We start from the raw sequence: 21,672 nt of genomic DNA, 5'->3' as shown, positions 1-21,672 counted from the left end.
ATCTAAGCATGATTTGTAAATAGAATAAGTCATGTCACTAAGTCAAAGAAGACTTCAACCCTGCAAGGGGGAGAAGTCTTTTTCTTTTTTTCAATAACTGCATATGTATTGGAAAAAGAAAGCTAAAGGCAAGCTTTAGCTATTAAAAGGAGGAGATTGTATGTCAAAGGAAGGTTTAGTTTATGTTATTCCTGCCGGTCAATATGGTAAGGAAGGTGTTCTTGCACTTTTAGAACAACACCCTGAAATCAAATTTGTATCTCTGGTGGGAATTGATTTGGCCGGGAACGATACGGATGAAAAAATCCCTATTTCCACATTCTTTGATGAATATGAAAAATTCTTTAATGCTACAGCTATTCAGACGGATGGTTCATCTGTCGTATTACCGGGTATCGCTACGCTGGATCAAGCCCGTGTGGATATGAAAGCTGATCCGGGAGTTAATTGGTTTGTAGATTATAATGACGGAAATATTGACTGTGTGACAGGAAAGCCGGTTGGGACTCTTCGAATTCCTTGCTATTTAAAACATGCGACTGGATATATAGATTCTCGTTCAATTTTACGTAATACGGTAGATTATGTAGGCGAAGAAGTATTGTCTTTGATAAAGAAACATGGCATTAAAGGAATTAATATAAACCCGGATGATATTGCAAAAATCGTTTTCACATCTGCTACAGAATTGGAATTCTGGGTAAAAACACCTAGTCAGGATGTAGCAACCCGTCTTTTGTCTGTTTCTCAGAAAATGCAGGAACAATACTGGCAGCGTACTCATGGCTTGGTTCGGACTGCGTTGGAACAGACCGTGGAACGTTTGGAACAGTATGGACTGGAACCAGAAATGGGTCATAAAGAAGTTGGCGGTATCAAAGCGCAAATTGATGATTCCGGCAAATTGATTTTTGTTTTGGAACAATTGGAAGTAGATTGGAAATACGCAAATGATCCGGTACAGGCTGCCGATAATGAAATTCAAGCTCGTATTATTATCCGTGAAGTATTTCGTGAAAATGGGCTTGAAGTTACATTCCAGGCTAAACCGATTACTGGAGTCGCCGGTAGTGGTGAACACACGCACGTTGGCATGGGTGCCATTTTAAAGAACGGAAAATTTGTTAATTTGTTCAGTCCGGATAATATGAATAAAGATTTTCTGAGTTCTGTTGGTTATGGCGCGATTATGGGGATTTTAAAACATTATGAAGTAATCAATCCGTTTGTTTCTGCTACGACCGATTCCTTGAATCGATTAAAACCAGGTTTTGAAGCTCCTATTTGTATTGTAACCGCGTTAGGCGGCGAAACACCGGACGTTCCGACGCGGAATCGTACAGTTCTTGCTGGATTAATCCGTGATATGGATAATCCGAAAGCTACTCGGTTCGAAGTACGTGCTCCGAATCCTTTCTCAAATACCTATTTGATTCTTGCTTTATTTTATTTAGCAGCATTGGATGGTATTAAATATGCGTTGGGAAAAGAAAAAGATACAACGGAATTATTAGCGGAAATTTCCAAGAAACAGGGCGAAGAAACAGGATATCTTGAAAAAGATCGCGAATATCGCTCAGAAGTTGATGTATTTGAAAACTTTGATGAAGAAGAATTGGTTTCTAAGTTTGGCAAGGCTCCCGCGACTGTTTGGGAAAATCTTAAAGCATTATCCGAATATCCAGAAAAGAAAGCAGAACTTGCTTGCGAAGCTTTCCCTGCCAGGTTAATGGATTCCTTTAAAATCGGGGCTTTGACACGGTGGGCATTGGAACTTCAATATCGCATTATTCCTGATAATTTGGAAAAGGTTATTACTGCAAAAGCTCTCCATACGGATGCCGATACAAATCCACTTGAAGTGGAACGCTGGACAAAAATCAATAACTTACGTACTGAATTAGGTCGTGATACAGAAAAAGGATTATCCATTTTCTCAAGAATAAAAAAGGCATTAGGTGAAAAAAATTATGATGAAGCTTCCGATTTGATGATTACCATGAATGCAAAAATGGATGAATTAGATGCTTTGTATTATGAATATTCTCACAATGCATTTTAAGATGTAAAAAGAAAAGTCTGCTCATTTTAGATGCTATAGATGAGCAGGCTTTTTTATATGTTACGTATGTATCATACCTTGCTTTTAAATGTCATAATTTTTAATCAATAGTAATTAAGAGTGTATAAACAAGATCTTCTATATTTGTAGGTTTGTCAAACATATGTTACATAGCGGAGAGAAAAGATCGGAGAACTTCATTGGGAGATTTCCAAGCCAGGGGACGCATAGGAAAATTATTGTATTCTCTACTACGCACTGCTAACTGTTTTTTGAAATCTGCAAAAGAATAAAAACGATGCTCCGCATAGAAGTACTCGTTGTCTTTTCGATGAGAGCGCTCTACCTTTCCATTATGCCGCGGCGTATACGGCCGTATTTTTTGATGGATAATGTGATAGGCTGCCAATTGTCGTTCAAACAGCGTGAGTTCCGCTGTCTTACTTCGACCAAATCGGTTGGTGAATTCAAAGCCATTGTCGGTTTGGATTTTACAAATGGGAAACGAGAATCTTCGTACCAAGTGTTGGAGAAATATCGTGGAAGAATAGGTGCTCTGTTCTTGGAATGCTTCCAAATACCGAACGCGCGTACATTCATCGATAGCCGTGTATTGGTACATTCTTTCACCCAGCGCATGTGCCTGCCCCACGATGCAAGCAGAAGGAACTACTTTGACATCTACCTGCACTTTTTCTCCAGGGAACAGTGCTTGTTGATAGGGCTTGGGGATGTACTTTGGGTTCGGTACGGATTCCCGTGTGAGTCCGATACGCTTTAAACAGCGATATAGGCCAGTGATGGATCGTGTATATCCCCGTTTTCTTAGCTTGATCCAAAACACGACCAGCCCGGCATGCGGATTTCGTCGTCGCATATTCTGAATAAACGTTATCTCTTGAGACGTGTGTTGATTGGGATGATGGTGAGGGCGTCTGGATCGGGGCTGTAACGATGCCGGGGTCCCATCATAGCGCCATTGCAAGCGATAGATAAACTGGCGATTCGTACGATATTTTATAGCAGCAATAGTCACACCATATTTTCTGGCGTAAGAAAGAATAGATAGACGATACTTTACATCTTGTGTTATGCTGTTCATGAGAGGACTCCCTTTCTGTTATGGTTTTGCGTAGTAACTTAAGCATAACACAAAAAGGTGTTCTCTCATTTCTGTTTTTGTAACATATCTATGGTAAACCTACAGTGTATAAACAAGATCTTCTATATTCCGTATAGAAGATTTAAATTTTTCATGATATAATTAAATTATTGTATTTAAATTTTGTAAATGAGGGAAGCAGATGGTTAAAAAGGGAATACTGTTAGGAATCTTTATTGCCATATTGATTATAATGACTGGTTGTACTACAGATACAGAAAAAAGGGAGCAAGCTAAGCAAATTTCACAGGTGGAACAGGAGACGACAGCACCGGATATCCTATTGAAAATGGTGAGGGGGAATGGTCAACAGCTGCGCTTACGGGATATATATATGGATAAACCTGTATTTCTTAATTTTTGGGCATCATGGTGTCCACCTTGCGTAAAAGAAATGCCTCATATCGATGCACTATATAAAAAATATGGGGATAAAATAAACTTTGTGGTAATTAATATGGATTCAAATGAGGGGGATGTAAGAGCATTTCTACAGAACAATTCATTTGAAATACCTATTTACAGAGGAGATTTGAATAGTATATCGGAAGCTTATCATGTAAATGCGATTCCTATATCTTTTATTATTGATAAAAGAGGTAAAATAATATCACAGCACACGGGGGGGATGAGTGAAAGAGAGATGGAGAAGTTTTTAGGTCCTATTTTATAATATTTTCTCATGTGTATATAAAAACACGTATTAGAAGTAACAGATTATGTAGTGACCCCCATAAGTTAGACCTAGAAATCTAGCTTATGGGGGTCACTACAATATTTCTAATACGTGTTTTTATATACAACGTATCAAATTGCAAAATCTCCATTTATAAAAACGGGGATTTCCGTTCCATCCTCTTTTTTTCCGATAATCGTCAAATCCTCGGAGCCAATCATAAAATCTATGTGAATCATAGAGTTGTTTATACCTGCAGATTTCCGTTCATTTTCGTTTAATTCGGAACCGTTTACCAGGCATGTAGGATATGCTTTTCCCAAAGCCAAGTGGCAAGAGGCATTTTCGTCGAATAAAGTTTCGTAGAAAAGTACATTTGAAAGTGAAATAGGAGAATGGTAAGGAATCAGTGCTACTTCCCCCAAACGAGAAGCGCCGTCATCTACTTCTATTAATTGTTTCAGTATAGATTCCCCTTTATCCGCCTGCAGGTGGATAATACGTCCATCGCAAAAAGTGAGGTTAAAATTATCTATGACATTGCCATTATAGACAAGCGGTTTTGTATTATAGACGATGCCGCTGGTTCCTGTGGATAAGGGTGCCGTATATACTTCTTCAGTAGGAATGTTTGCATTGAAAGGAATATGTGAAGTTGTTTCTTCCGTACCCCCTTGCCAGATATGTTGTTTGGGCAGCACGACCGTTAAATCTGTTCCCCGGTTGTTTGTATAATGCAAACTGTTAAAATGCATATCAGAGAGCCAATTACGGCGTTTTTCCAAAGAAGCCAGATGTTTATCCCAGTCATGTAACGGATCTATTCCATCGGCACGAGAGGAAGATAAAATTTGTTTCCACAACCTTTCATAAGCGCTATTTTCATCCATTTCAGGATATAAAATTTTTGCCCATGTGGTACTGGGGACAGCAGCAACGAGCCACGATACTTTAGATGCCATCATTCCATCTATATATTCTTTTAAAGCTGCATTTTGTGCTTTTTGCCAAGAAAAAATTTTTTCCTGATCTACATGGCTCATTAAATATGGATTTGCTGAAATCAAACTGATAAAGGCAGCTCCTTTGTGGTAGTAATGCAGACTGAATTCACGGCGCCAATTTGGAACATGATTAAATTTTTCTAATGCTTCATATTCATACTGCAATCGTGTGGTATCATCACAGTGCCAATTTATGATTACTTGTGAAGCACCGCAGTTGTAGGCTGCTTCTGTTAATATGGTAACAAATTTACTGGACTCTACGGGGGCACTGACAACCAGTATCTGTTTTTTTTGCAAATTAACTCCTTTTTTTAATAGTGTAAGAGCATACGAGTGAAGCTTATTTTTTTCAATCATTAGGCTGATCTCCTTTTTGTTGATATATATATGCTGTGTGGCCCCATAACCGTGTATTGTAAGCAATTGCAGCTATTCCCAGACTGATAATAAAACCTACCCAGTATCCATATGCTCCCAAGTAAGTCCAATGGGATAGTCCTAAGCCCAAGGGCAGACTAATGATCCAATAGGTAATAAAAGCAATCCATGTAATGCTTTTTACATCTTTGTATCCGCGCAGTATTCCCTGAACTGGAGTGCCCATCGCATCGCAAAAGGCAAAAATAACAGCAAATGTTATAAAAGCTTTAATATGTATAAACGTAGTTGTATCAGATGTGAAAAGAGATGCAATGGGGTTTATAAAAATAAATGTTGCCGCAGAGGTAAAACAGGCAATAATTAAAGCAGTCATTTGACAAAGTACGGCATATTGCTGCGCTGTTTTATATTGTTTAGCTCCTACTTCATAACCAACAACAATTGTAGCAGCAAGACTGATGCTCCAGGGTACAGTATACGTAAGGGTAGAGTAGCTTATAGCCGCTTGATTGGCGGCGAGAAATACAGTACCATATTCACTCATCAACAGGCCTACGATACTGAAAAGGCTTGTTTCACAAAATATGGCAATGCAAATAGGTAATCCTAAACGTAATTGCTGTATCCATAAAATAAACATCACCGGTCTTAAGCGTGTCCAAATATGATAGGAGTTAAAGGGGGCCAATTTTTGAAATAAAATAATAAAAACAAACAATGAAATCCAGGCTGCTATTGAAATGGCATATCCTGCGCCAACTCCTCCCATGGGAGGAATGCCCATACCGCCAAAAATCAATAAACGGAATAACACGATAGTAATAGCCATGTATAGTAAGAGAATTGTCATGGATATATGGGTTTTACCGTGAGCATCGACTATATTTCGCAGCGTCGCTATCATAAATAGAGGAAATACGCCAATACCAAGCGCATGCATATATCCACTGGCAATTTCCCGTACAGGTGGTTCCAGCGTCAGCCAGGAGAGAAAAGGATCAATTACGAGATATCCTGCGGCAAGTATAAATAAAGAGAAAAAAGCTGCAATATAAATGCTTTGCATGATATAAAAAGGGATGCGTTCCAATTTTCGAGCGCCTCTTAATTGTGCGAGGATAGGGGTTATACCAAAAAATATACCGGAAACACCCGCAAAAATAGGATACCATATATTTACACCGACTGCGACACCTGCTAAATCTATAGTACCGGCCTGACCACTGAAAATACTGCTGAAAACAGCAGTTCCAACTTGGGCTATCTGTGTTAAAAAAATAGGGGGAAATAATTTCATAAAATGTTTGCATTGTTCAGGCTGCGGGAATAGCATAGGACCTCCGGATAATAGATATAAAACAAGCCCCGTATAATACGGGGCTGTGTCGGCATTCAAATTATTTTCCCATAGCATTTACTTTCGATGCTAGACGGGATTTTTTACGAGCTGCACTGTTTTTATGGAGAACGCCCTTGGATGCAGCGCTGTCAATAACGCTGCTGGCCTTGTTAAATGCTGTTTTAACGTTATCAGCGTCACCTGCAGAGATAGCTTCTACAGTGCGGCGAATAGCGGTTTTAACAGAAGATTTAACCTGAGAATTTTTTGCATGACGAACTGCGTCTTTTTCCATAGTTTTAATATTGGACTTAATTTGCGGCAATTGATTCACCTCCTCAATCTACAACACACTAAAGTAGTGTAACATAAATAATCAAAAAAATCAATGTCATTCAAATGCTTTTTAAATTTTATGAGAACAATTCAATACATCCCGCATTTTATGCTGAACCATGCCTTTAATGGCTGTACGCGCTGGACCTAAATATTTTCGCGGATCAAAGTTGGATGGATCGTTGATGAGTTGTTCGCGGATAGAAGCCGTCATAGCAAGACGGAGATCTGTATCTATATTTATCTTGCAGACGCCCATTTTTCCCGCTCTGAACAGCATATCCTCAGGGACACCTTGAGCACCGGGGATTTGTCCGCCGAATTCATTGCATTTTTTTACAAATTCAGGCATGACAGTAGACGCTCCATGTAATACAAGCGGATAATCCGGCAGCATATTTGAAATTTTTTCAAGCCGTTCAAAGTCGAGGTACGGAGTACCTTTAAATTTGTAAGCACCGTGGCTTGTGCCTATAGCAACAGCTAGAGAATCGACTCCGGTTCGTTCTACAAATTCTACAGCCTGATCGGGGTCGGTAAAAGTCGCGTCACGGACATTTACATTTACGGCATCTTCAATGCCGGCTAATTTTCCTAATTCTGCTTCTACTACGACTCCTTTATCATGTGCGTAGGCTACTACTTTTTTAGTCAATGCAATGTTTTCTTCAAAAGGATATTTGGAACCATCAATCATAACGGAAGTAAATCCGCCGTCAATGCAGTCTTTGCAAAGCTCATAACTGTCACCATGATCCAAATGCAGGCAAATCGGCAAATCATCAGAGTCAGCAAGCGCGGCTTCTACTAATTTTACTAAATATATATGCTTAGCATATTTTCTCGCACCTGCAGAAACTTGTAAAATTACAGGTGACTGTTCTTCTTTTGCCGCATCTGTGATGCCTTGGATAATTTCCATGTTATTTACATTAAAAGCCCCAATGGCGTATTTACCTTCGTACGCTTTTTTGAACATTTCTTTAGTTGTCACTAATGGCATTTGTAATTCCTCCCAGCGTAGTTTTTACCATATTCTCCCATCCGGCTTCCCGTATTAATTTCTGCATATCTGCCGGGACAGGAGATATAATATTAATTATTTTACCAGTTACAGGGTGAGTAAATTGTACACAATATGCGTGCAGTGCCTGGCGGTTGATTCGTTCTTTGGAACCACCGTACAAATCATCACCGAGCAACGGATATCCTAAATTACTGCAATGCACACGAATTTGATGTGTTCTGCCTGTGTGCAGGGTAACTAGTATCAAGCTGTATTCTGTATTGGCGGCAATACGTTTAAAATCAGACCATGCAGGTTTTCCGTCTTTAGAAATAATTCGTTTTACAATACTTTCCGGGCTTCTGCTGATAGGAAAATGAACGGTTGCTTGAGAAGAGGGAAAGTATCCGCTTGTGATGGCTAAGTAAAATCGATTATAGAATAGATGTTTTCGGGAAAATGCATACTGTATCTGCGGCTGTTTTGCCAGCATAACGATACCCGATGTGTTTCTATCCAGACGATGCATCGGATGAAAGGCACAATGCTGTTTTGTCTGCTGATAATAATAGATAATACCATTGGCTAAGGTTCCTTCTGCATGTCCTGACGTAGGATGCATGAGAAGACCATGAGGTTTATTGATTAATAATAAATAGTCATCTTCATACACAATATCAAGGTCCATAGGTTCCGGATCAAAAAACTGTGTGATCGGCAAATCTACATTCACCTTATCACCCTGTACGACAAAATCACGCCATGTGGCAGGGATATCGTTAATTTTGCAGATGCCGTTGTGTTTGATCTTTCTGCGCATTGTTGCCGATATGCCGTTATGACGCAAAGCGCCTAATAATGAAGTGCGTTTTGTAAGTGATCCAACTGTAAATTCAATCATAGATGTGCATCTCTTTCCCATGCTTTTTCCAATACTTTATACATATCTATTATACAAAATGCTTTGCAATAAATCTATATGTGGAATGATAATTTCATGGTTAAGAATTGTCCCGATATGATGATAACAGTGGATATAATTTTTTTATATTGCCGGTATCGTCATTAGAAAAAGATTGTTATAAAAAAAAGGATATTAGAAACATTTATGGAATAAGTATATATGATGGAAATATCCTCGTTGAATATTATGAAATGTAATATTTCAATTGCTATTTAAATACAATTAGAAAGCAGGAATTTTATATGTTATAAAGAATAATATATATTCGGCAGTAAATATATTTCTTTATCAGGTGATAGATGTGAAGTTTTCCAATGAATTTATTGAACAGGTTCGGCAGGCTAATGATATTGTCAGCGTTATATCTGATTATGTTTCGCTGAAACGACAAGGGCGTAACTTTTGGGCCTGCTGTCCTTTCCATAACGAAAAAACAGCTTCTTTCAGTGTAGCCTCCGATAAGGGATTTTTTTATTGTTTTGGTTGTCATGCTTCTGGAGATGTATTTAAATTTATAATGATGAAAGAAAATTTGACTTTTGGCGAAGCGGTGACCCGATTAGCAGAAAGAGCGCATATTCCGCTTCCGGTTATAGAAAAGTCAGCGCAAGAAATCGAACGAGAAAGGAAAATAGCGCAATTATATGAAGTGAACGAAATGGCTGGGAATTTTTACCATAATTGTTTGCTGAAGACACATTATGGTACAACGGGACTGGATTATTTTCATAAACGGCATTTAGACGATGACACGATCCTTCGTTTTAAACTAGGATATGCACCAGACAGTTGGAATAAATTGACCGAAGCATTTATGAAAAAAGGAATTTCAGGAACCTTGCTGGTAACGCTGGGCTTAGCTAAGGAAAAAAATGGCCGCTTTTATGATGCGTTTCGTAATCGTGTTATTTTTCCCATCAAGGATGGTCGGGGAAGAATAGTAGGCTTTGGCGGCCGTGTTCTTGATGACGGTAAGCCAAAATATTTAAATTCTCCGGAAACTCCTATATTTAACAAGCGCCGTCTTTTATTCGCCATGGATATTGCTCATAAATCTATTTATGAACAACAAAATGTTATCCTGGTGGAAGGGTATATGGATGTTATTGCGGCTCATAACCGAGGAATTTCTAATGTAGTGGCTTCTTTGGGAACCTCTTTTACCACTGAGCAAGCCCGCATCCTGCAGCGGCAGGCAAAAGAACTTATCTTATCCTATGATATGGATACTGCCGGTCGTAAGGCAACGTTGCGTGCGATGGAAATTGTTCGGGGCATGGGAATGCGTATTCGCGTTGTTTCACTGCCGCAGGGGAAGGATCCTGATGAATACATTAACAGTGCAGGACCCGATGCATTCCGGACAGCTGTTAATGATGCTCCGAATGTACTCGATTACATGCTTCAGACGGCGATGCAGCAGTATGACAGCAGCACGCTGGAAGGGAAAGCTGCAGTAACGACAATGATTATGCCCGCTTTGGCAGCGGTAGATAATCGAATTATACTAGAAGCTTTTTTGACGAAAACAGCAAGACAACTTCAAATTGATGAAAGTGCTGTTCGCAGTGAGTTTAATAAATATATCGCGCAACACCCTGAAACCGGCCAATTACAGGTCCATGTATCTAAGGACATTTTAGATAAAAATATGGCTGCCAGGGGAACCGGGACAATGGCTGTAGCCGAAGAAAACATACTCCGTTTTCTGATGGAACAGCCTAAAGCCTGCGAACGCATTCAAGCTAAAATTGATGTAGAATTTTTTATGAATGAAAAACGCCGTAATATTTATCAAATAGTATTGAATGTTTATGGACACCAAGGGATGTACACAAAATCGGACATCCAAGAGAAATTGACCCCTGAGGAGTCCGAGGAATTGGCTCGTATTATGGTTCTGCAGGATATTCCTATGGATGAAGCCGTATTAATGGATTACGTTAAACGGTTCCGCTTGGCAGAATTGCAGAAGCGGTATGAAATCCACAGTAAAAAGGCTGCTGCGTTCAGTCACAGTGGTGACACGCGGTTTGTTGAAGAATTGACTGAATGCAAGCGAATAAAAGAAGAAATGAAGAAGTGGTCATGAAAGGGAGGAAGGAGCTGTACATCATGGTGAAAATGAAGAAAACAGCGGAATTGAAAGACGCAAATATAAATATTGCTGAGGAAGCAGATACTATTATAAGGAAAAAGAATACAAAATCTATGAAAAAATCAACGAAAAAAAAGTCATCTAAAAAGGACAAAGTGGATATTTCACAATTAACAGAGGAAGAACGTAAATTATTAGCGGTCTCCCACATCCAGCAATTAATAACCGAAGGTCAGAAAAAAGGAAATCTGACATATACTGAAATCATGAATGTCATGGAAGAGGATGAGTTGACACCAGACCAGATTGATAAAATGTATGAAACCTTTGCAGAAAAAGGCATTGATATACTGGGAGAAGTCGATCAGGTTAATCCAAATGAGGATTTGGATGAAGAAGATAATGAAAAGTTATCGGATACGGATTTGTCAGCAGTTGATTTGACCGTTCCCGAAGGGGTTAATATAGATGATCCGGTTCGCATGTATTTAAAAGAAATAGGTAGAGTACCGCTGTTGTCGGCAGATGAAGAAATTTCTCTGGCAAAAGCAATCGAAAAGGGAAATGCGCCGGAAGCGGAACAAGATGATATTCATGTCGGCGTTATTGCTAAAAAGAAACTGACAGATGCTAATCTGCGACTTGTTGTCAGTATTGCAAAACGTTATGTAGGGCGGGGGATGTTGTTTCTGGATTTGATTCAGGAGGGGAATCTGGGACTACTAAAAGCGGTAGATAAATTTGATTACAGTAAAGGATATAAATTCAGTACCTATGCTACATGGTGGATCAGGCAGGCAATTACCCGGGCGATAGCCGATCAAGCACGGACTATTCGAATTCCAGTGCATATGGTGGAAACAATCAACAAACTTATCCGGATTTCCCGGCAATTGTTGCAGGATAAAGGTCGAGAACCGTTGCCGGAAGAAATTGCTGATAAAATGGGGATTTCTGTAGAACGTGTGCGGGAAATTATGAAAATTGCCCAGGAGCCGGTTTCTTTGGAAACGCCTATTGGGGAAGAAGAGGATTCTCATTTGGGTGATTTTATTGAAGATCAGGAAGCGGTTGCTCCTGATGATGCAGCTTCTTTTATTTTACTGAAAGAACAAATTGAAGATGTGTTTTCGTGTCTTACAGAACGTGAACGTAAAGTGCTATATCTTCGTTTTGGGTTAAAGGACGGCAGACCGCGGACCTTAGAAGAAGTCGGACAGCATTTCAATGTTACGCGGGAACGTATTCGCCAAATTGAAGGAAAAGCTCTTAGTAAACTACGTAATTGGGGCAAGCGCGAAAAGATTAAAGATTTTTTATAATAAATTCAAGTCTTGACGGCTCGGTGTTATTAGCGTATACTATTCGAGTAAGGTTTGATGACCTTACGGCCCGGGCCTATAGCTCAGCGGTAGAGCCACCGGCTCATAACCGGTTGGTCCCTGGTTCGATCCCAGGTGGGCCCACCATGAATAAAAGAAGCTATTTCCTCTGGAAATAGCTTTTTTGATATCAAATTTCAGACAGGATGAGTTCTATGAGGTTATCTAAGCGTTTAGCATCAGCATTATCTTTAGTGGTACCAAACACCCGTATTGCCGATATAGGGACAGATCATGGATACATTCCTGCTATTGCCTGTGTCAATGGAATTTCCCCGGAGGCTATAGCGGTAGACATAGCTCCTGGGCCGCTGGCAGCGGCTAAAGAACATATTGTTCAATTAGGGGTGCTTGACCGTGTTTCTTGTCGGTTGGGAAATGGATTGCAGTGTATCCAGCCCGGTGAAGTAGACGGCATCGTTTTCTGTGGCATGGGAGGATTGTTGATTTGTCAATTGCTGTCGGAAGCACCGGATATATGCAGTACGTTGTCTTATTTAATCATTCAGCCGATGAGGGATGTTTCTCACGTACGGCGTTATATATATGAAATAGATTGGCATATTGAGAACGAAAGGCTTGTCTTTGAGGATAATCATTTATACGAAATCATATATGCTGTCCCAGGACACCGAGCGTCTTTGGAGGAATGGCAATATGAAATCGGTCCGGTGAATTGGGAAAAGCAAGGTCCGTTGTTGTCGACGTTGATTTGCCAGTTGATTGAAAAATATAAGGTGATACGTGCAGGGCTTCAGAAAAGTAAATTTGATGCAACGAAACAAATAAAAGAAGTTCAAGCACATATTACTGTATTGGAGGAAAAAAAATGGCTGTACAATTGCAAAAAATAATTCGTCTTATGGAATCCTTTGCTCCACCGGAACTTGCAGAATCATGGGATAATCCGGGATTGCTGCTGGGAAATCCTGATGATGAGATTCAGTCCGCTATGGTAACGCTTGATGTAACGATGGAAAATGTAGATTATGCAGCTCATCACAATATAGATCTTATTATCAGTCATCATCCTGTGATTTTTAATAAACTCGCAGCTATCCGTACGGATACATATGATGGACGATTATTGCAAAAACTCCTAGTTCATCATATTGCGGTGTATAGCGCGCATACAAATTGGGATAGTGCCGAAGGCGGTGTTAATGATATACTGGCTGAGCAAATTGGATTGAAAGAGGTGGAAGGTCTTATTCCGGTAAAGAAAGAAGCGTTATATAAGTTTGTTGTATATGTTCCCCGAAATTATGAAGATACCGTACGGCAGGCTTTGGGAGAAGCCGGTGCCGGATTTATCGGGAAATACAGCCACTGCATGTTTTCCGTTTCCGGTGAAGGACAGTTTAAACCGCTGGCAGGAACACATCCTTTTATTGGAGAAATCAACAGATTAGAGAAAACTGCAGAAATCCGCGTGGAAACCATTATTCCCGAATCGAGACTCAGCCTTGTAGTATCCGCTGTAAAGATGGTTCATCCCTATGAAGAACCCGCTTTTGACATATATCCTATGGTCAATAAAGGCAGAACGTATGCGTTGGGCCGCATTGGCTGCCTGAATGAACCGGAAGAAGCTCGTATCGTATTGCGAAAAATAAAGCGTGCTCTTCATATTCAAATATTATCATATGCCGGCAGCGAAGGCTTGCCAATAAAAAAAGTAGCTCTTTGCGGTGGAGCGGGAGCATCGTTACTTAAGCAGGCTAAGCAGGCCGGCGCAGATTTATATCTTACAGGCGACGTGAAGTATCATGAAGCGCAGGAAGCGGTAAAATTAGGCATTGTTATTGCTGATGGCGGTCATTTTGGTACAGAAAGATCGTCTATGACTGTTTTACTGCAAAGATTACAGACTGCGTCTATAGAACGAAACTGGGAGGTTGCTTGGAAAGAAGATAGGACCAGCTGCGATATTTTTAAACATTGCTGATACACTAAAGATGATTGTTCGTGCAGGGAGAAAGGAAGAATATCATGAGCAGAACAAAACAGATGGAGCAACTGAAAAATGAACCTTTGTATGCTATTTTAGGAGAATCACTGTCATTGGGTCGGAATAATCTTGAAACGGCAGCAGCCGTTATAGATGCAGGCGTAAAAATTATTCAATATCGTGAGAAGAATAAGACATGGCGTCAAAAATATGCAGAAGGAACAGCTATTGCGGAAATGTGCCGCCAACATGGGGTGACGTTTATTATGAATGACTCCGTTGATCTGGCAATTGCCTGCGGTGCTGATGGTATTCATGTCGGACAAGATGATGCGCCGTTTGCCATTGCACGTAAGATAGCAGGGCCGGATATGATAATCGGAGTATCTACTAATACGGTTGAAGAGATTCATGCAGCGGTTCTCGATGGTGCGGATTATGTGGGTTTTGGACCTATGTTTCCTACACAGTCCAAAAAAGATGCCAATCCGGTTGTGACGGCAGATGCTGTTTCCTATGCATTGCATGAATGCCCGATTCCGGTTGTTGCTATTGGTGGAATAGAGACAGAAAACATTAGCAGTTTATATCAACAAGGTTTTCGTCTTTTTGCTATGATTAGTGCCATTGTTTCACAACCAGACATAACATCGGCGGTAACTCATTTGCGGGAATTGATTGAAATTAGTAAAAAATCTGTTTGACCGGGCCGACATTTTATGATAATCTAATTGGGATGAGTATGAAAAGCAATCGCCAGTATGTGAATATTGGAGGAAAGTCCGAGCTCCATAGGGCAGGATGCCGGATAACGTCCGGCGAAGGCAACTTTAGGGACAGTGCCACAGAAATGTGTACCGCCACGTACGTGGTAAGGGTGGAACGGTGCGGTAAGAGCGTACCAGCGGTAAGGTAACTTACCGGCTAGGCAAACCCCATCTGGAGCAAGACCGAATAGGGAAGGGATGAAGCGGCCCGCTGATCTTCCGGGTTGTGTCGCTTGAGCGTAACAGCAATGTTACGCCTAGACAGATGATTGCTGCTGCGCAAGCAGAACAAAACTCGGCTTACTGATTACTCATCTGCGAATGGTACAGGCTTTTTACTTTAAGCAAAAAGCCTGTTTTTTCTTAATAAAAGAGAGACTTTTCTTACTTTACATTTATTACATACCATGCTATTATCGTAATAAGTGGTTAAAAGCACTAAAATATCAATTATGCATACGTGAAGGTATGTGTAAAAGTGAGGGATTCAAGTTGGCATTGATAGTGAAAAAATTTGGCGGAAGCTCAGTAGCGACACCTGACAAAATGCGTGTTATCGTTAACCGTGTGTTGAAGGGGGAACAACCAGATGATAAGATTGTCATCGTTGTTTCAGCTATGGGGAATACTACTGATGATTTAGTGAGTCTTGCTAATGAAGTTACCAGTAAACCTATAGGACGCGAAATGGATATGCTTCTTTCTGTGGGGGAACAAATTTCTATTGCGCTGATGGCGATGGCTTTTCAAGAAGCCGGACATAAGGCAATATCCTTTACGGGGGCACAAGCTGGAATTACTACAAGCAGCGCATTCAATAAAGGCCGTATACTGGATATACAGCCAGAGCGTATTTTAAATGCTTTGAACAACGGCAATATCGTTATTGTTGCCGGATTCCAAGGAATTACTGATATAGGCGATATTACAACGTTGGGCCGCGGTGGATCGGATACGACGGCAGTTGCTATTGCAGGCGCTATGAATGCTGATGTATGTGAAATATATACAGATGTAGATGGAGTGTATTCTTCGGATCCGCGTGTTGTACCTGCTGCTGTTAAAATGCAAGAAATTACATATGGTGAAATGTTGGAAATGGCGAGACTGGGAGCTGGCGTTATGCAGCCACGGGCAGTAGAGATGGGCAGCCGGTTTAATGTCCCTATTCATGTGCGCTCTACATTTAATGACCATCAAGGAACCATGATTCAGGAGGCATATTCCATGGAAATCAAACAGTATATGATTCGCGGCGTAGCCGATGATAAAAATGTGGCAAAAGTTACAGTATTAGGCATTCCCAATAAACCGGGTTATGCATATCAAGTATTTTCTGAACTTGCGGATAAAAATATTGATGTGGATATGATTGTACAGAGTGTCCGGGTTGCCAATGAGGGGGAAACAGACATTACTTTTACTATTTCCCGTTCCGATTTGATTGCAGCTAAAGAAGTACTGGATCATCTCTGCAAGGAATTAGGCGCTGACAACGTACTTATTGACGATAAAATGGCTAAAGTGTCCATTGTAGGTGCCGGTATGGCTGGACATCCCGGAATTGCTGCGGGAGTGTTCGGTGTATTGGGAGAAAATGATATTAATATTGAAATTATCTCCACTTCAGAAATCAGTATTTCCTGTTTAATTTCTGAAGAAAATGTGGAAAAAGCTGTAAAAGCCATCCATGCACGCTTCTTTGATGAACACTGAGGCGCATATGTCTGTATTAGATAATTTTGTTGAAGAGATGTTGAAGCAGGAGGTACCAAAAGCTGCGCTTATAGACAGGATGCTGCGGGGCCTGCGTAAAGAACGGATGCCGCAGTTTAATGTACCGCCTAGTAAATATACGTTTGAATCCAATTTACATGGTTTAATGTATGATTACCAGAATTGTTGTGTTACGATATCTTATAAAGTGGCAAATTCTGTTTATCCGGATTTAACGATATCTTTTAATACATTTAGAGTGATATTAGAAGGACTTGCTGTATGCATCCGAAAGCAAAAATGGTAAATAAAAACCGCAATCTCAATATGCATTGGGATTGCGGTTTTTTACAGGAGGAAAATTTATGTATGCAGGTGTGGATATTATACAAATAAGCAGGATGGAACAATTGGCTGTCCGCCGCGGAACTTCTCTGGAAAAAGTATTTACACAACAGGAACTGGCATATTGCCAAAACCGCGGTTCATCCCGGTATGCTTCTTTGGCGGCTATGTTTGCAGCTAAAGAAGCGTTTTTTAAAGCCTTAGGTACTGGATTTCGACAGGGGAAATGGACGGATGTTGAAATATGCCATACAGATTTAGGAAAACCTTATTTCAAGTTATATGGCTATTATGCAGCAACAGCGGCTGACTATTCCAACCATGAGCCGGCGCTTTCTATTAGTCATGATGGTGAATACGCCATAGCACAAGTTGTGTGGGAGTAATTAATTACAGGAGGTTTTGATATGAAAAAATTATGTACAGCAGACCAAATGCACCATATGGATCAGACCGCAATGTATGGGAAATATAAAATTGCACCTGTGGTTTTAATGGAAAACGCCGGCCATGCTGTTGTGGAAAAAGCGAAAAATCTGATTATCAGCTGGCATAACAAAATGGTTATCGTTTTTTGCGGAAAAGGAAATAACGGAGGCGATGGGTTTGTCATTGCCCGTCATATACTGGCTGAAGGAGCACATGTTTTTGTATATGTTTTAGGCAATGAAGCGTCGTATAGCACGGAAGCAAATCATCATTTGCAGACGTTATATGCCATGGCAGATGAAGGCCCTTGTGTGATAGAAAATTATACAGAAGAAAGTGATGACAGCCAACGGCTGCATCAGCGTCTGAAAGAGGCGGATATCATAGTTGACGCTATGGTGGGAACCGGATTTCATGGACAATTGCATAATCCGACGGCATTTTTTGTGCGCTGTATTAATGACGCGGCAAAGAATGGAAAAATTAAGGTTATTTCTGTTGATATTCCCACGGGTGTTAATACTGACACGGGAGAAATAAGCGGCAATGGTGAAGAAAATGCCGGAGAACCCATATATGCCGATATGACGGTGACTTTTGGCGCATTAAAGAAAGGAATGCAGTTTTATCCTGGAAAAAAATGCTGTGGTTCTATTGTATGGGATCCTATTGGGATGCCTGTTTCTTTATTACGAAATCGAGAACAGAATGCGGCATATCTTCTGGAAACAGCGGATATCGGACATATTCTTTCTCCCCGGGCGCTGGATAGTCATAAGGGAATGCATGGAACGATTGCTGTTGTCAGCGGCAGTCGGGATATGATAGGCGCACCTCTCATGACGTGCCGCGGAGCCATGCGGGCAGGTGCAGGAAAAATATTTCTTCGGGTACCTGAACAAACAGCGCCTTATTGCATCGGAAAATTGCCGGAGATTATGGTCAGAGGTGTTGGCAGTGGCAGCGAGTTTTCAGAAAATGACGCACTCCAGATTCTAGAAGAAGCTAAAAAATGGACAGTAATCGCCATGGGTCCTGGGATGGGGAAAAACTTGAAAACTAAAACGTTTATACAAGAAGTTATCAGAAATACAACGTGTCCTATTATTATTGATGCGGATGCGTTAAATCTTATTCATTCGGAAAAAAAATTTATTTCAACATATGGGCATCGTATTATTATGACGCCTCATCTTGCTGAATTCAGCCGGTTAAGCGGTGTTTCTATTGCAGAGGTAAAAAAAGATGTTATTGAAGCAGCTAAACATTTTGTATACGAATGGAACGTGACACTTGTGTTAAAAGGTGCGCCGACAGTTATTGTTTCATCTGATGCGCAGACGGCATATGTAAATCCGACAGGGAATGCAGGAATGGCTGCAGGCGGTATGGGTGATATTTTGACTGGTATGATTGCCGCTTTTGCGGCACATGATGGAATGCCGGATTTGTGTGCAGCGGCTTGTTCCGGTGTTTTTATACATGGGGCTGCCGGCGATTATTGTTATAATACATATGGACCGTATGGATATTCTCCCTGCGAAGTAGCTGATGCGGTACCACATGTCATAAAAGAATTAGAAATGGCTGGAAATACCGCACTAAAAGATAGAAACTTGTTTGGAACAATGGAATCTGTATAATGGGTTGTCCGCACCGGAAGTTTCTAATGTTTTTTTTAGAAATGTGTCTTATATTGGCGGTTATAGTAATTGCAGGATGCGGTCGGGTACATCCCGGAGGCTCTTCATTCGATACAGCAGGTGATACGGTTTGTATTTCTGTTTTACATGTAGGGCAGGCGGATGCGGCACTTATACAATATCGCGGAAAAAATATGATGATTGATACCGGTGATGTCGACAGCCGTGCATCTTTAATCAAACAGCTGCAGGAACGGCGCGTGAAGGAAATTGAGTCTATTATTATTACACATCCTCATGGTGATCATTTAGGCGGTATGTCCGCGCTGTTTAAAAATTTTAAAATTCATCAAATTTATGATAACGGAGTCAGTTCGAATAATGCCATGTATCGCAATTACTTAAAACATATAAAGGAATATAATATTTCACGCAGCGTTTTACGTAAAGGAGACATTGTGGTATTAGGAGAGGGTATTCGATTTGAAGTACTATCTCCGAGGAATACTCTTATTTCAACGGAAAACACAGAAAATGAAACAAGAAACGGAGCTGCTAATGATAATTCCATCGTATGCCGTTTAACATATAAAAATTTTTCTATGCTTTTTATGGGAGATGCGCAAAAAGAAGCTGAAAAACGTCTTCTTGCTGATTACGGAAGCCATTTAAAATCCGATGTGCTGAAAGTAGGACATCATGGCAGCAAAACTTCATCTTCTGTCACTTTTATCAAGACTGTTCGTCCTATGGCAGCCATTATTTCCTGTGGTGCCGGCAATCGATATAATTTTCCTCATACAGAAACATTACAGATATTAAAAAAAGAATCTGTACAAATTTTTCGTATAGATCGGGACGGTATTGTTACCATATACAGTGATGGCGTCAAATTTAATGCAGAAAAGGAGCATTGATATGAAATTCATTGGCAGTATAGACAGGATCACGGAACAGGATGCATATATTATCGTTGATGATGCGGCGGAACATGAAATCCGTATTCCATTAGACTGTCTTCCGCAAGGAGCGGATGAAGGTATGGCATATACGCTAGAAATTATAAGAAATAAAGAAGCAGAAAAAAAAATGCAGGAAGAAATTAAATTATTACATAGGCAAGTATAAATACGAAATACTTTCTTAACAGGGCATTCTATATTTCATTAATGAAGAAAAACATGGTATAATATAAAAGCTAAGAAACCCAAAAAGGAGAAGATACCATTGTTTAAAAAACTATTATTAATTCCGATTTTGGCCATTATGTGCATTTGCCCGTTATTTCCGGTGCATGCTGCGAATAGTACAATAACGAATGTCAAGGTTGTTACCCGAAATGATGCAGAAGTTCCTTTTGTCAGAACCGTGCTGGAAGTGACAAATACAGTAAAGCCTAAAGCTGTATTGGATAATACAGGAAAATATATTACTATTTCATTGCCTAATACGCAGATTGCTGATGGAGTAGCTCGCACCTATGCGGGGGATAAAAATGTTATATCACAGATTTCGTTGGCACAACATATGTATGCTACGGATATCAATATTCGTGTGCCTCAGGTTTTAAACAAAAACGATATTAAAATTTTTTCTTTAAGCAGTGACTATAAAAATGGTCGACCGAACCGTATTGTCATTGATATAAATGATAAGTCTGGAACCGTAAAACAATGGAGACAGTGGCAATCTAAACAACAATACCAAGAAAACAGTGCGGCTGATAATCAAAACGTGACGGCATACGCGGTTCCCGCATATAATTTGAATAATTCATATAGTTTAACCTCTGGCTTAAAGAATAAGATTATTTGCATTGATCCCGGGCATGGCGGCAGTGATTCCGGAGCTTTAGGCGCTTTTTCAAAAGAAAAAGATATTACACTGGCAATCTCTATGCGTCTGAAAAAGCTTTTAGAACAGGCAGGGGCAAAGGTAATTATGACACGTACGACAGACGTTGATGTATATGCACCTAATGACGGGGCAGTAGAAGAACTACAGGCTCGTTGTGATGTAGCAAATGCGGCTGGTGCTGATGCGTTTGTATGTATTCACATTGATTCGTATTCCACTCCTGATGTCGGAGGTGTAACGGCGTATTATAATAATAAAACGCCGTATGATTTAGGATTGGCAAAATATATTCATAAAGAAAACATGAACGCCACGGCATTTCCGGATCGTGGTGTACAAACTGCAAATTTCTATGTGCTGCTGCATACGAATATGCCGGCGACATTGGTGGAATTGGGTTTTATTTCCAATCCCAATGAAGAAAAAACATTAAACACAGAAGCCCAGCAACAAAATTTTGCTGAAAGCATCTGCCAAGGATTGTCAGATTATTTTCAAAATTCTGGCAAATGATACGGTTTATATTGACAATTCTTTATTACTAAGGTAAA

At 40.2% G+C, this 21,672-nt stretch carries 20 protein-coding genes, 1 tRNA gene and 1 other RNA gene; 16 read left to right on the top strand and 6 right to left on the bottom strand.

Features of this window, described 5'->3' with window-relative positions; all coding sequences use genetic code 11:
- Positions 1 to 160: 160 nt before the first annotated feature.
- Positions 161 to 2,062, top strand: coding sequence for a glutamine synthetase (locus tag NXG62_RS03620; RefSeq protein WP_427113618.1), 1,902 nt, complete (start codon positions 161 to 163; stop codon positions 2,060 to 2,062).
- Between the two features lie 166 nt (positions 2,063 to 2,228).
- On the opposite strand, the gene NXG62_RS03615 is transcribed toward NXG62_RS03620, so the two are convergent.
- On the bottom strand, positions 2,229 to 3,164 hold the full coding sequence (locus NXG62_RS03615) for a DDE-type integrase/transposase/recombinase (RefSeq protein WP_427113617.1): 936 nt from the start codon (positions 3,162 to 3,164) through the stop codon (positions 2,229 to 2,231).
- Positions 3,165 to 3,366: 202 nt separating this feature from the next.
- Here NXG62_RS03615 and NXG62_RS03610 point away from each other — a divergent pair, with 202 nt between their 5' ends.
- Positions 3,367 to 3,897 (top strand): TlpA family protein disulfide reductase, encoded by a 531-nt coding sequence (locus NXG62_RS03610; RefSeq protein ID WP_427113616.1) that lies wholly within the window; start codon positions 3,367 to 3,369, stop codon positions 3,895 to 3,897.
- 134 nt (positions 3,898 to 4,031) lie between these two features.
- Here NXG62_RS03610 and NXG62_RS03605 read toward each other — a convergent pair whose 3' ends face one another.
- The 5 genes from NXG62_RS03605 to NXG62_RS03585 form a co-directional block, all read right to left on the bottom strand.
- A complete protein-coding gene (locus tag NXG62_RS03605; RefSeq protein WP_427113615.1) occupies positions 4,032 to 5,264 on the bottom strand; it encodes an aminopeptidase in 1,233 nt (410 codons plus the stop codon).
- Entirely contained in the window at positions 5,257 to 6,621 is a 1,365-nt protein-coding gene (locus tag NXG62_RS03600; protein ID WP_427113614.1) for an MATE family efflux transporter, read from the bottom strand. The genes NXG62_RS03605 and NXG62_RS03600 overlap by 8 nt, the downstream gene beginning before the upstream one ends.
- A 64-nt stretch (positions 6,622 to 6,685) precedes the next feature.
- On the bottom strand, positions 6,686 to 6,952 hold the full coding sequence (rpsT, locus tag NXG62_RS03595; protein ID WP_427113613.1) for a 30S ribosomal protein S20: 267 nt from the start codon (positions 6,950 to 6,952) through the stop codon (positions 6,686 to 6,688).
- Positions 6,953 to 7,033: 81 nt separating this feature from the next.
- Positions 7,034 to 7,966 (bottom strand): class II fructose-1,6-bisphosphate aldolase, encoded by a 933-nt coding sequence (gene fba, locus NXG62_RS03590; protein ID WP_427113612.1) that lies wholly within the window; start codon positions 7,964 to 7,966, stop codon positions 7,034 to 7,036.
- On the bottom strand, positions 7,947 to 8,870 hold the full coding sequence (locus NXG62_RS03585) for an RluA family pseudouridine synthase (RefSeq protein WP_427113611.1): 924 nt from the start codon (positions 8,868 to 8,870) through the stop codon (positions 7,947 to 7,949). Before NXG62_RS03585 ends, fba begins: the two co-directional genes overlap by 20 nt.
- Positions 8,871 to 9,234: 364 nt before the next feature.
- Here NXG62_RS03585 and dnaG point away from each other — a divergent pair, with 364 nt between their 5' ends.
- From dnaG to NXG62_RS03515, 14 genes are all read left to right on the top strand, one after another.
- Complete coding sequence (dnaG, locus tag NXG62_RS03580) at positions 9,235 to 11,025, top strand: DNA primase (RefSeq protein ID WP_427113610.1); 1,791 nt, start codon at positions 9,235 to 9,237, stop codon at positions 11,023 to 11,025.
- Positions 11,026 to 11,057: 32 nt separating this feature from the next.
- Positions 11,058 to 12,353 (top strand): RNA polymerase sigma factor RpoD, encoded by a 1,296-nt coding sequence (gene rpoD, locus NXG62_RS03575; protein WP_427114231.1) that lies wholly within the window; start codon positions 11,058 to 11,060, stop codon positions 12,351 to 12,353.
- Between the two features lie 72 nt (positions 12,354 to 12,425).
- Positions 12,426 to 12,500: transfer RNA gene (locus NXG62_RS03570), tRNA-Ile, on the top strand.
- Between the two features lie 68 nt (positions 12,501 to 12,568).
- The gene (locus tag NXG62_RS03565) at positions 12,569 to 13,267 is read left to right on the top strand and encodes a tRNA (adenine(22)-N(1))-methyltransferase (protein WP_427113609.1); all 699 of its coding nucleotides are present in this window, start codon (positions 12,569 to 12,571) and stop codon (positions 13,265 to 13,267) included.
- A complete protein-coding gene (locus NXG62_RS03560; protein WP_427113608.1) occupies positions 13,243 to 14,361 on the top strand; it encodes a Nif3-like dinuclear metal center hexameric protein in 1,119 nt (372 codons plus the stop codon). Before NXG62_RS03565 ends, NXG62_RS03560 begins: the two co-directional genes overlap by 25 nt.
- Positions 14,362 to 14,405: 44 nt before the next feature.
- Entirely contained in the window at positions 14,406 to 15,068 is a 663-nt protein-coding gene (gene thiE / locus NXG62_RS03555; protein ID WP_427113607.1) for a thiamine phosphate synthase, read from the top strand.
- A 33-nt stretch (positions 15,069 to 15,101) separates the two neighbouring features.
- Positions 15,102 to 15,449: RNase P RNA component class A (rnpB, locus tag NXG62_RS03550), an RNA gene on the top strand.
- A gap of 174 nt (positions 15,450 to 15,623) precedes the next feature.
- Positions 15,624 to 16,847, top strand: coding sequence for an aspartate kinase (locus NXG62_RS03545; RefSeq protein WP_427113606.1), 1,224 nt, complete (start codon positions 15,624 to 15,626; stop codon positions 16,845 to 16,847).
- Between the two features lie 7 nt (positions 16,848 to 16,854).
- Complete coding sequence (locus NXG62_RS03540; protein ID WP_427113605.1) at positions 16,855 to 17,154, top strand: hypothetical protein; 300 nt, start codon at positions 16,855 to 16,857, stop codon at positions 17,152 to 17,154.
- Positions 17,155 to 17,212: 58 nt separating this feature from the next.
- Complete coding sequence (gene acpS, locus NXG62_RS03535) at positions 17,213 to 17,578, top strand: holo-ACP synthase (protein ID WP_427113604.1); 366 nt, start codon at positions 17,213 to 17,215, stop codon at positions 17,576 to 17,578.
- A gap of 21 nt (positions 17,579 to 17,599) precedes the next feature.
- Complete coding sequence (locus NXG62_RS03530) at positions 17,600 to 19,264, top strand: NAD(P)H-hydrate dehydratase (RefSeq protein WP_427113603.1); 1,665 nt, start codon at positions 17,600 to 17,602, stop codon at positions 19,262 to 19,264.
- 26 nt (positions 19,265 to 19,290) lie between these two features.
- Complete coding sequence (locus tag NXG62_RS03525; RefSeq protein ID WP_427113602.1) at positions 19,291 to 20,181, top strand: ComEC/Rec2 family competence protein; 891 nt, start codon at positions 19,291 to 19,293, stop codon at positions 20,179 to 20,181.
- Between the two features lies 1 nt (position 20,182).
- Complete coding sequence (locus NXG62_RS03520; RefSeq protein WP_427113601.1) at positions 20,183 to 20,392, top strand: DUF3006 family protein; 210 nt, start codon at positions 20,183 to 20,185, stop codon at positions 20,390 to 20,392.
- A 99-nt stretch (positions 20,393 to 20,491) separates the two neighbouring features.
- Positions 20,492 to 21,634, top strand: coding sequence for an N-acetylmuramoyl-L-alanine amidase family protein (locus NXG62_RS03515; protein ID WP_427113600.1), 1,143 nt, complete (start codon positions 20,492 to 20,494; stop codon positions 21,632 to 21,634).
- Positions 21,635 to 21,672: the final 38 nt, after the last annotated feature.

Origin of the sequence: Megasphaera sueciensis, from assembly GCF_050219315.1 — a bacterium.
Classification (GTDB): Bacteria; Bacillota; Negativicutes; order Veillonellales; family Megasphaeraceae; genus Megasphaera_A; species Megasphaera_A sueciensis.
Note: the sequence above shows the minus strand (reverse complement) of the source record. Positions and strands in the feature narration are given on the sequence as shown.

Coding starts and splice junctions, on each gene's coding strand:
- NXG62_RS03540 (WP_427113605.1), top strand. CDS start 16,855: ATGTCTGTATTAGATAATTTTGTTGAAGAGATGTTGAAGCAGGAGGTA.
- NXG62_RS03525 (WP_427113602.1), top strand. CDS start 19,291: ATGTTTTTTTTAGAAATGTGTCTTATATTGGCGGTTATAGTAATTGCA.
- thiE (WP_427113607.1), top strand. CDS start 14,406: ATGAGCAGAACAAAACAGATGGAGCAACTGAAAAATGAACCTTTGTAT.
- rpoD (WP_427114231.1), top strand. CDS start 11,058: ATGAAGAAAACAGCGGAATTGAAAGACGCAAATATAAATATTGCTGAG.
- NXG62_RS03585 (WP_427113611.1), bottom strand. CDS start 8,870: ATGATTGAATTTACAGTTGGATCACTTACAAAACGCACTTCATTATTA.
- acpS (WP_427113604.1), top strand. CDS start 17,213: ATGTATGCAGGTGTGGATATTATACAAATAAGCAGGATGGAACAATTG.
- NXG62_RS03610 (WP_427113616.1), top strand. CDS start 3,367: ATGGTTAAAAAGGGAATACTGTTAGGAATCTTTATTGCCATATTGATT.
- NXG62_RS03520 (WP_427113601.1), top strand. CDS start 20,183: ATGAAATTCATTGGCAGTATAGACAGGATCACGGAACAGGATGCATAT.
- NXG62_RS03560 (WP_427113608.1), top strand. CDS start 13,243: ATGGCTGTACAATTGCAAAAAATAATTCGTCTTATGGAATCCTTTGCT.
- NXG62_RS03615 (WP_427113617.1), bottom strand. CDS start 3,164: ATGAACAGCATAACACAAGATGTAAAGTATCGTCTATCTATTCTTTCT.
- NXG62_RS03600 (WP_427113614.1), bottom strand. CDS start 6,621: ATGCTATTCCCGCAGCCTGAACAATGCAAACATTTTATGAAATTATTT.
- fba (WP_427113612.1), bottom strand. CDS start 7,966: ATGCCATTAGTGACAACTAAAGAAATGTTCAAAAAAGCGTACGAAGGT.
- NXG62_RS03565 (WP_427113609.1), top strand. CDS start 12,569: ATGAGGTTATCTAAGCGTTTAGCATCAGCATTATCTTTAGTGGTACCA.
- NXG62_RS03620 (WP_427113618.1), top strand. CDS start 161: ATGTCAAAGGAAGGTTTAGTTTATGTTATTCCTGCCGGTCAATATGGT.
- NXG62_RS03605 (WP_427113615.1), bottom strand. CDS start 5,264: ATGATTGAAAAAAATAAGCTTCACTCGTATGCTCTTACACTATTAAAA.
- NXG62_RS03530 (WP_427113603.1), top strand. CDS start 17,600: ATGAAAAAATTATGTACAGCAGACCAAATGCACCATATGGATCAGACC.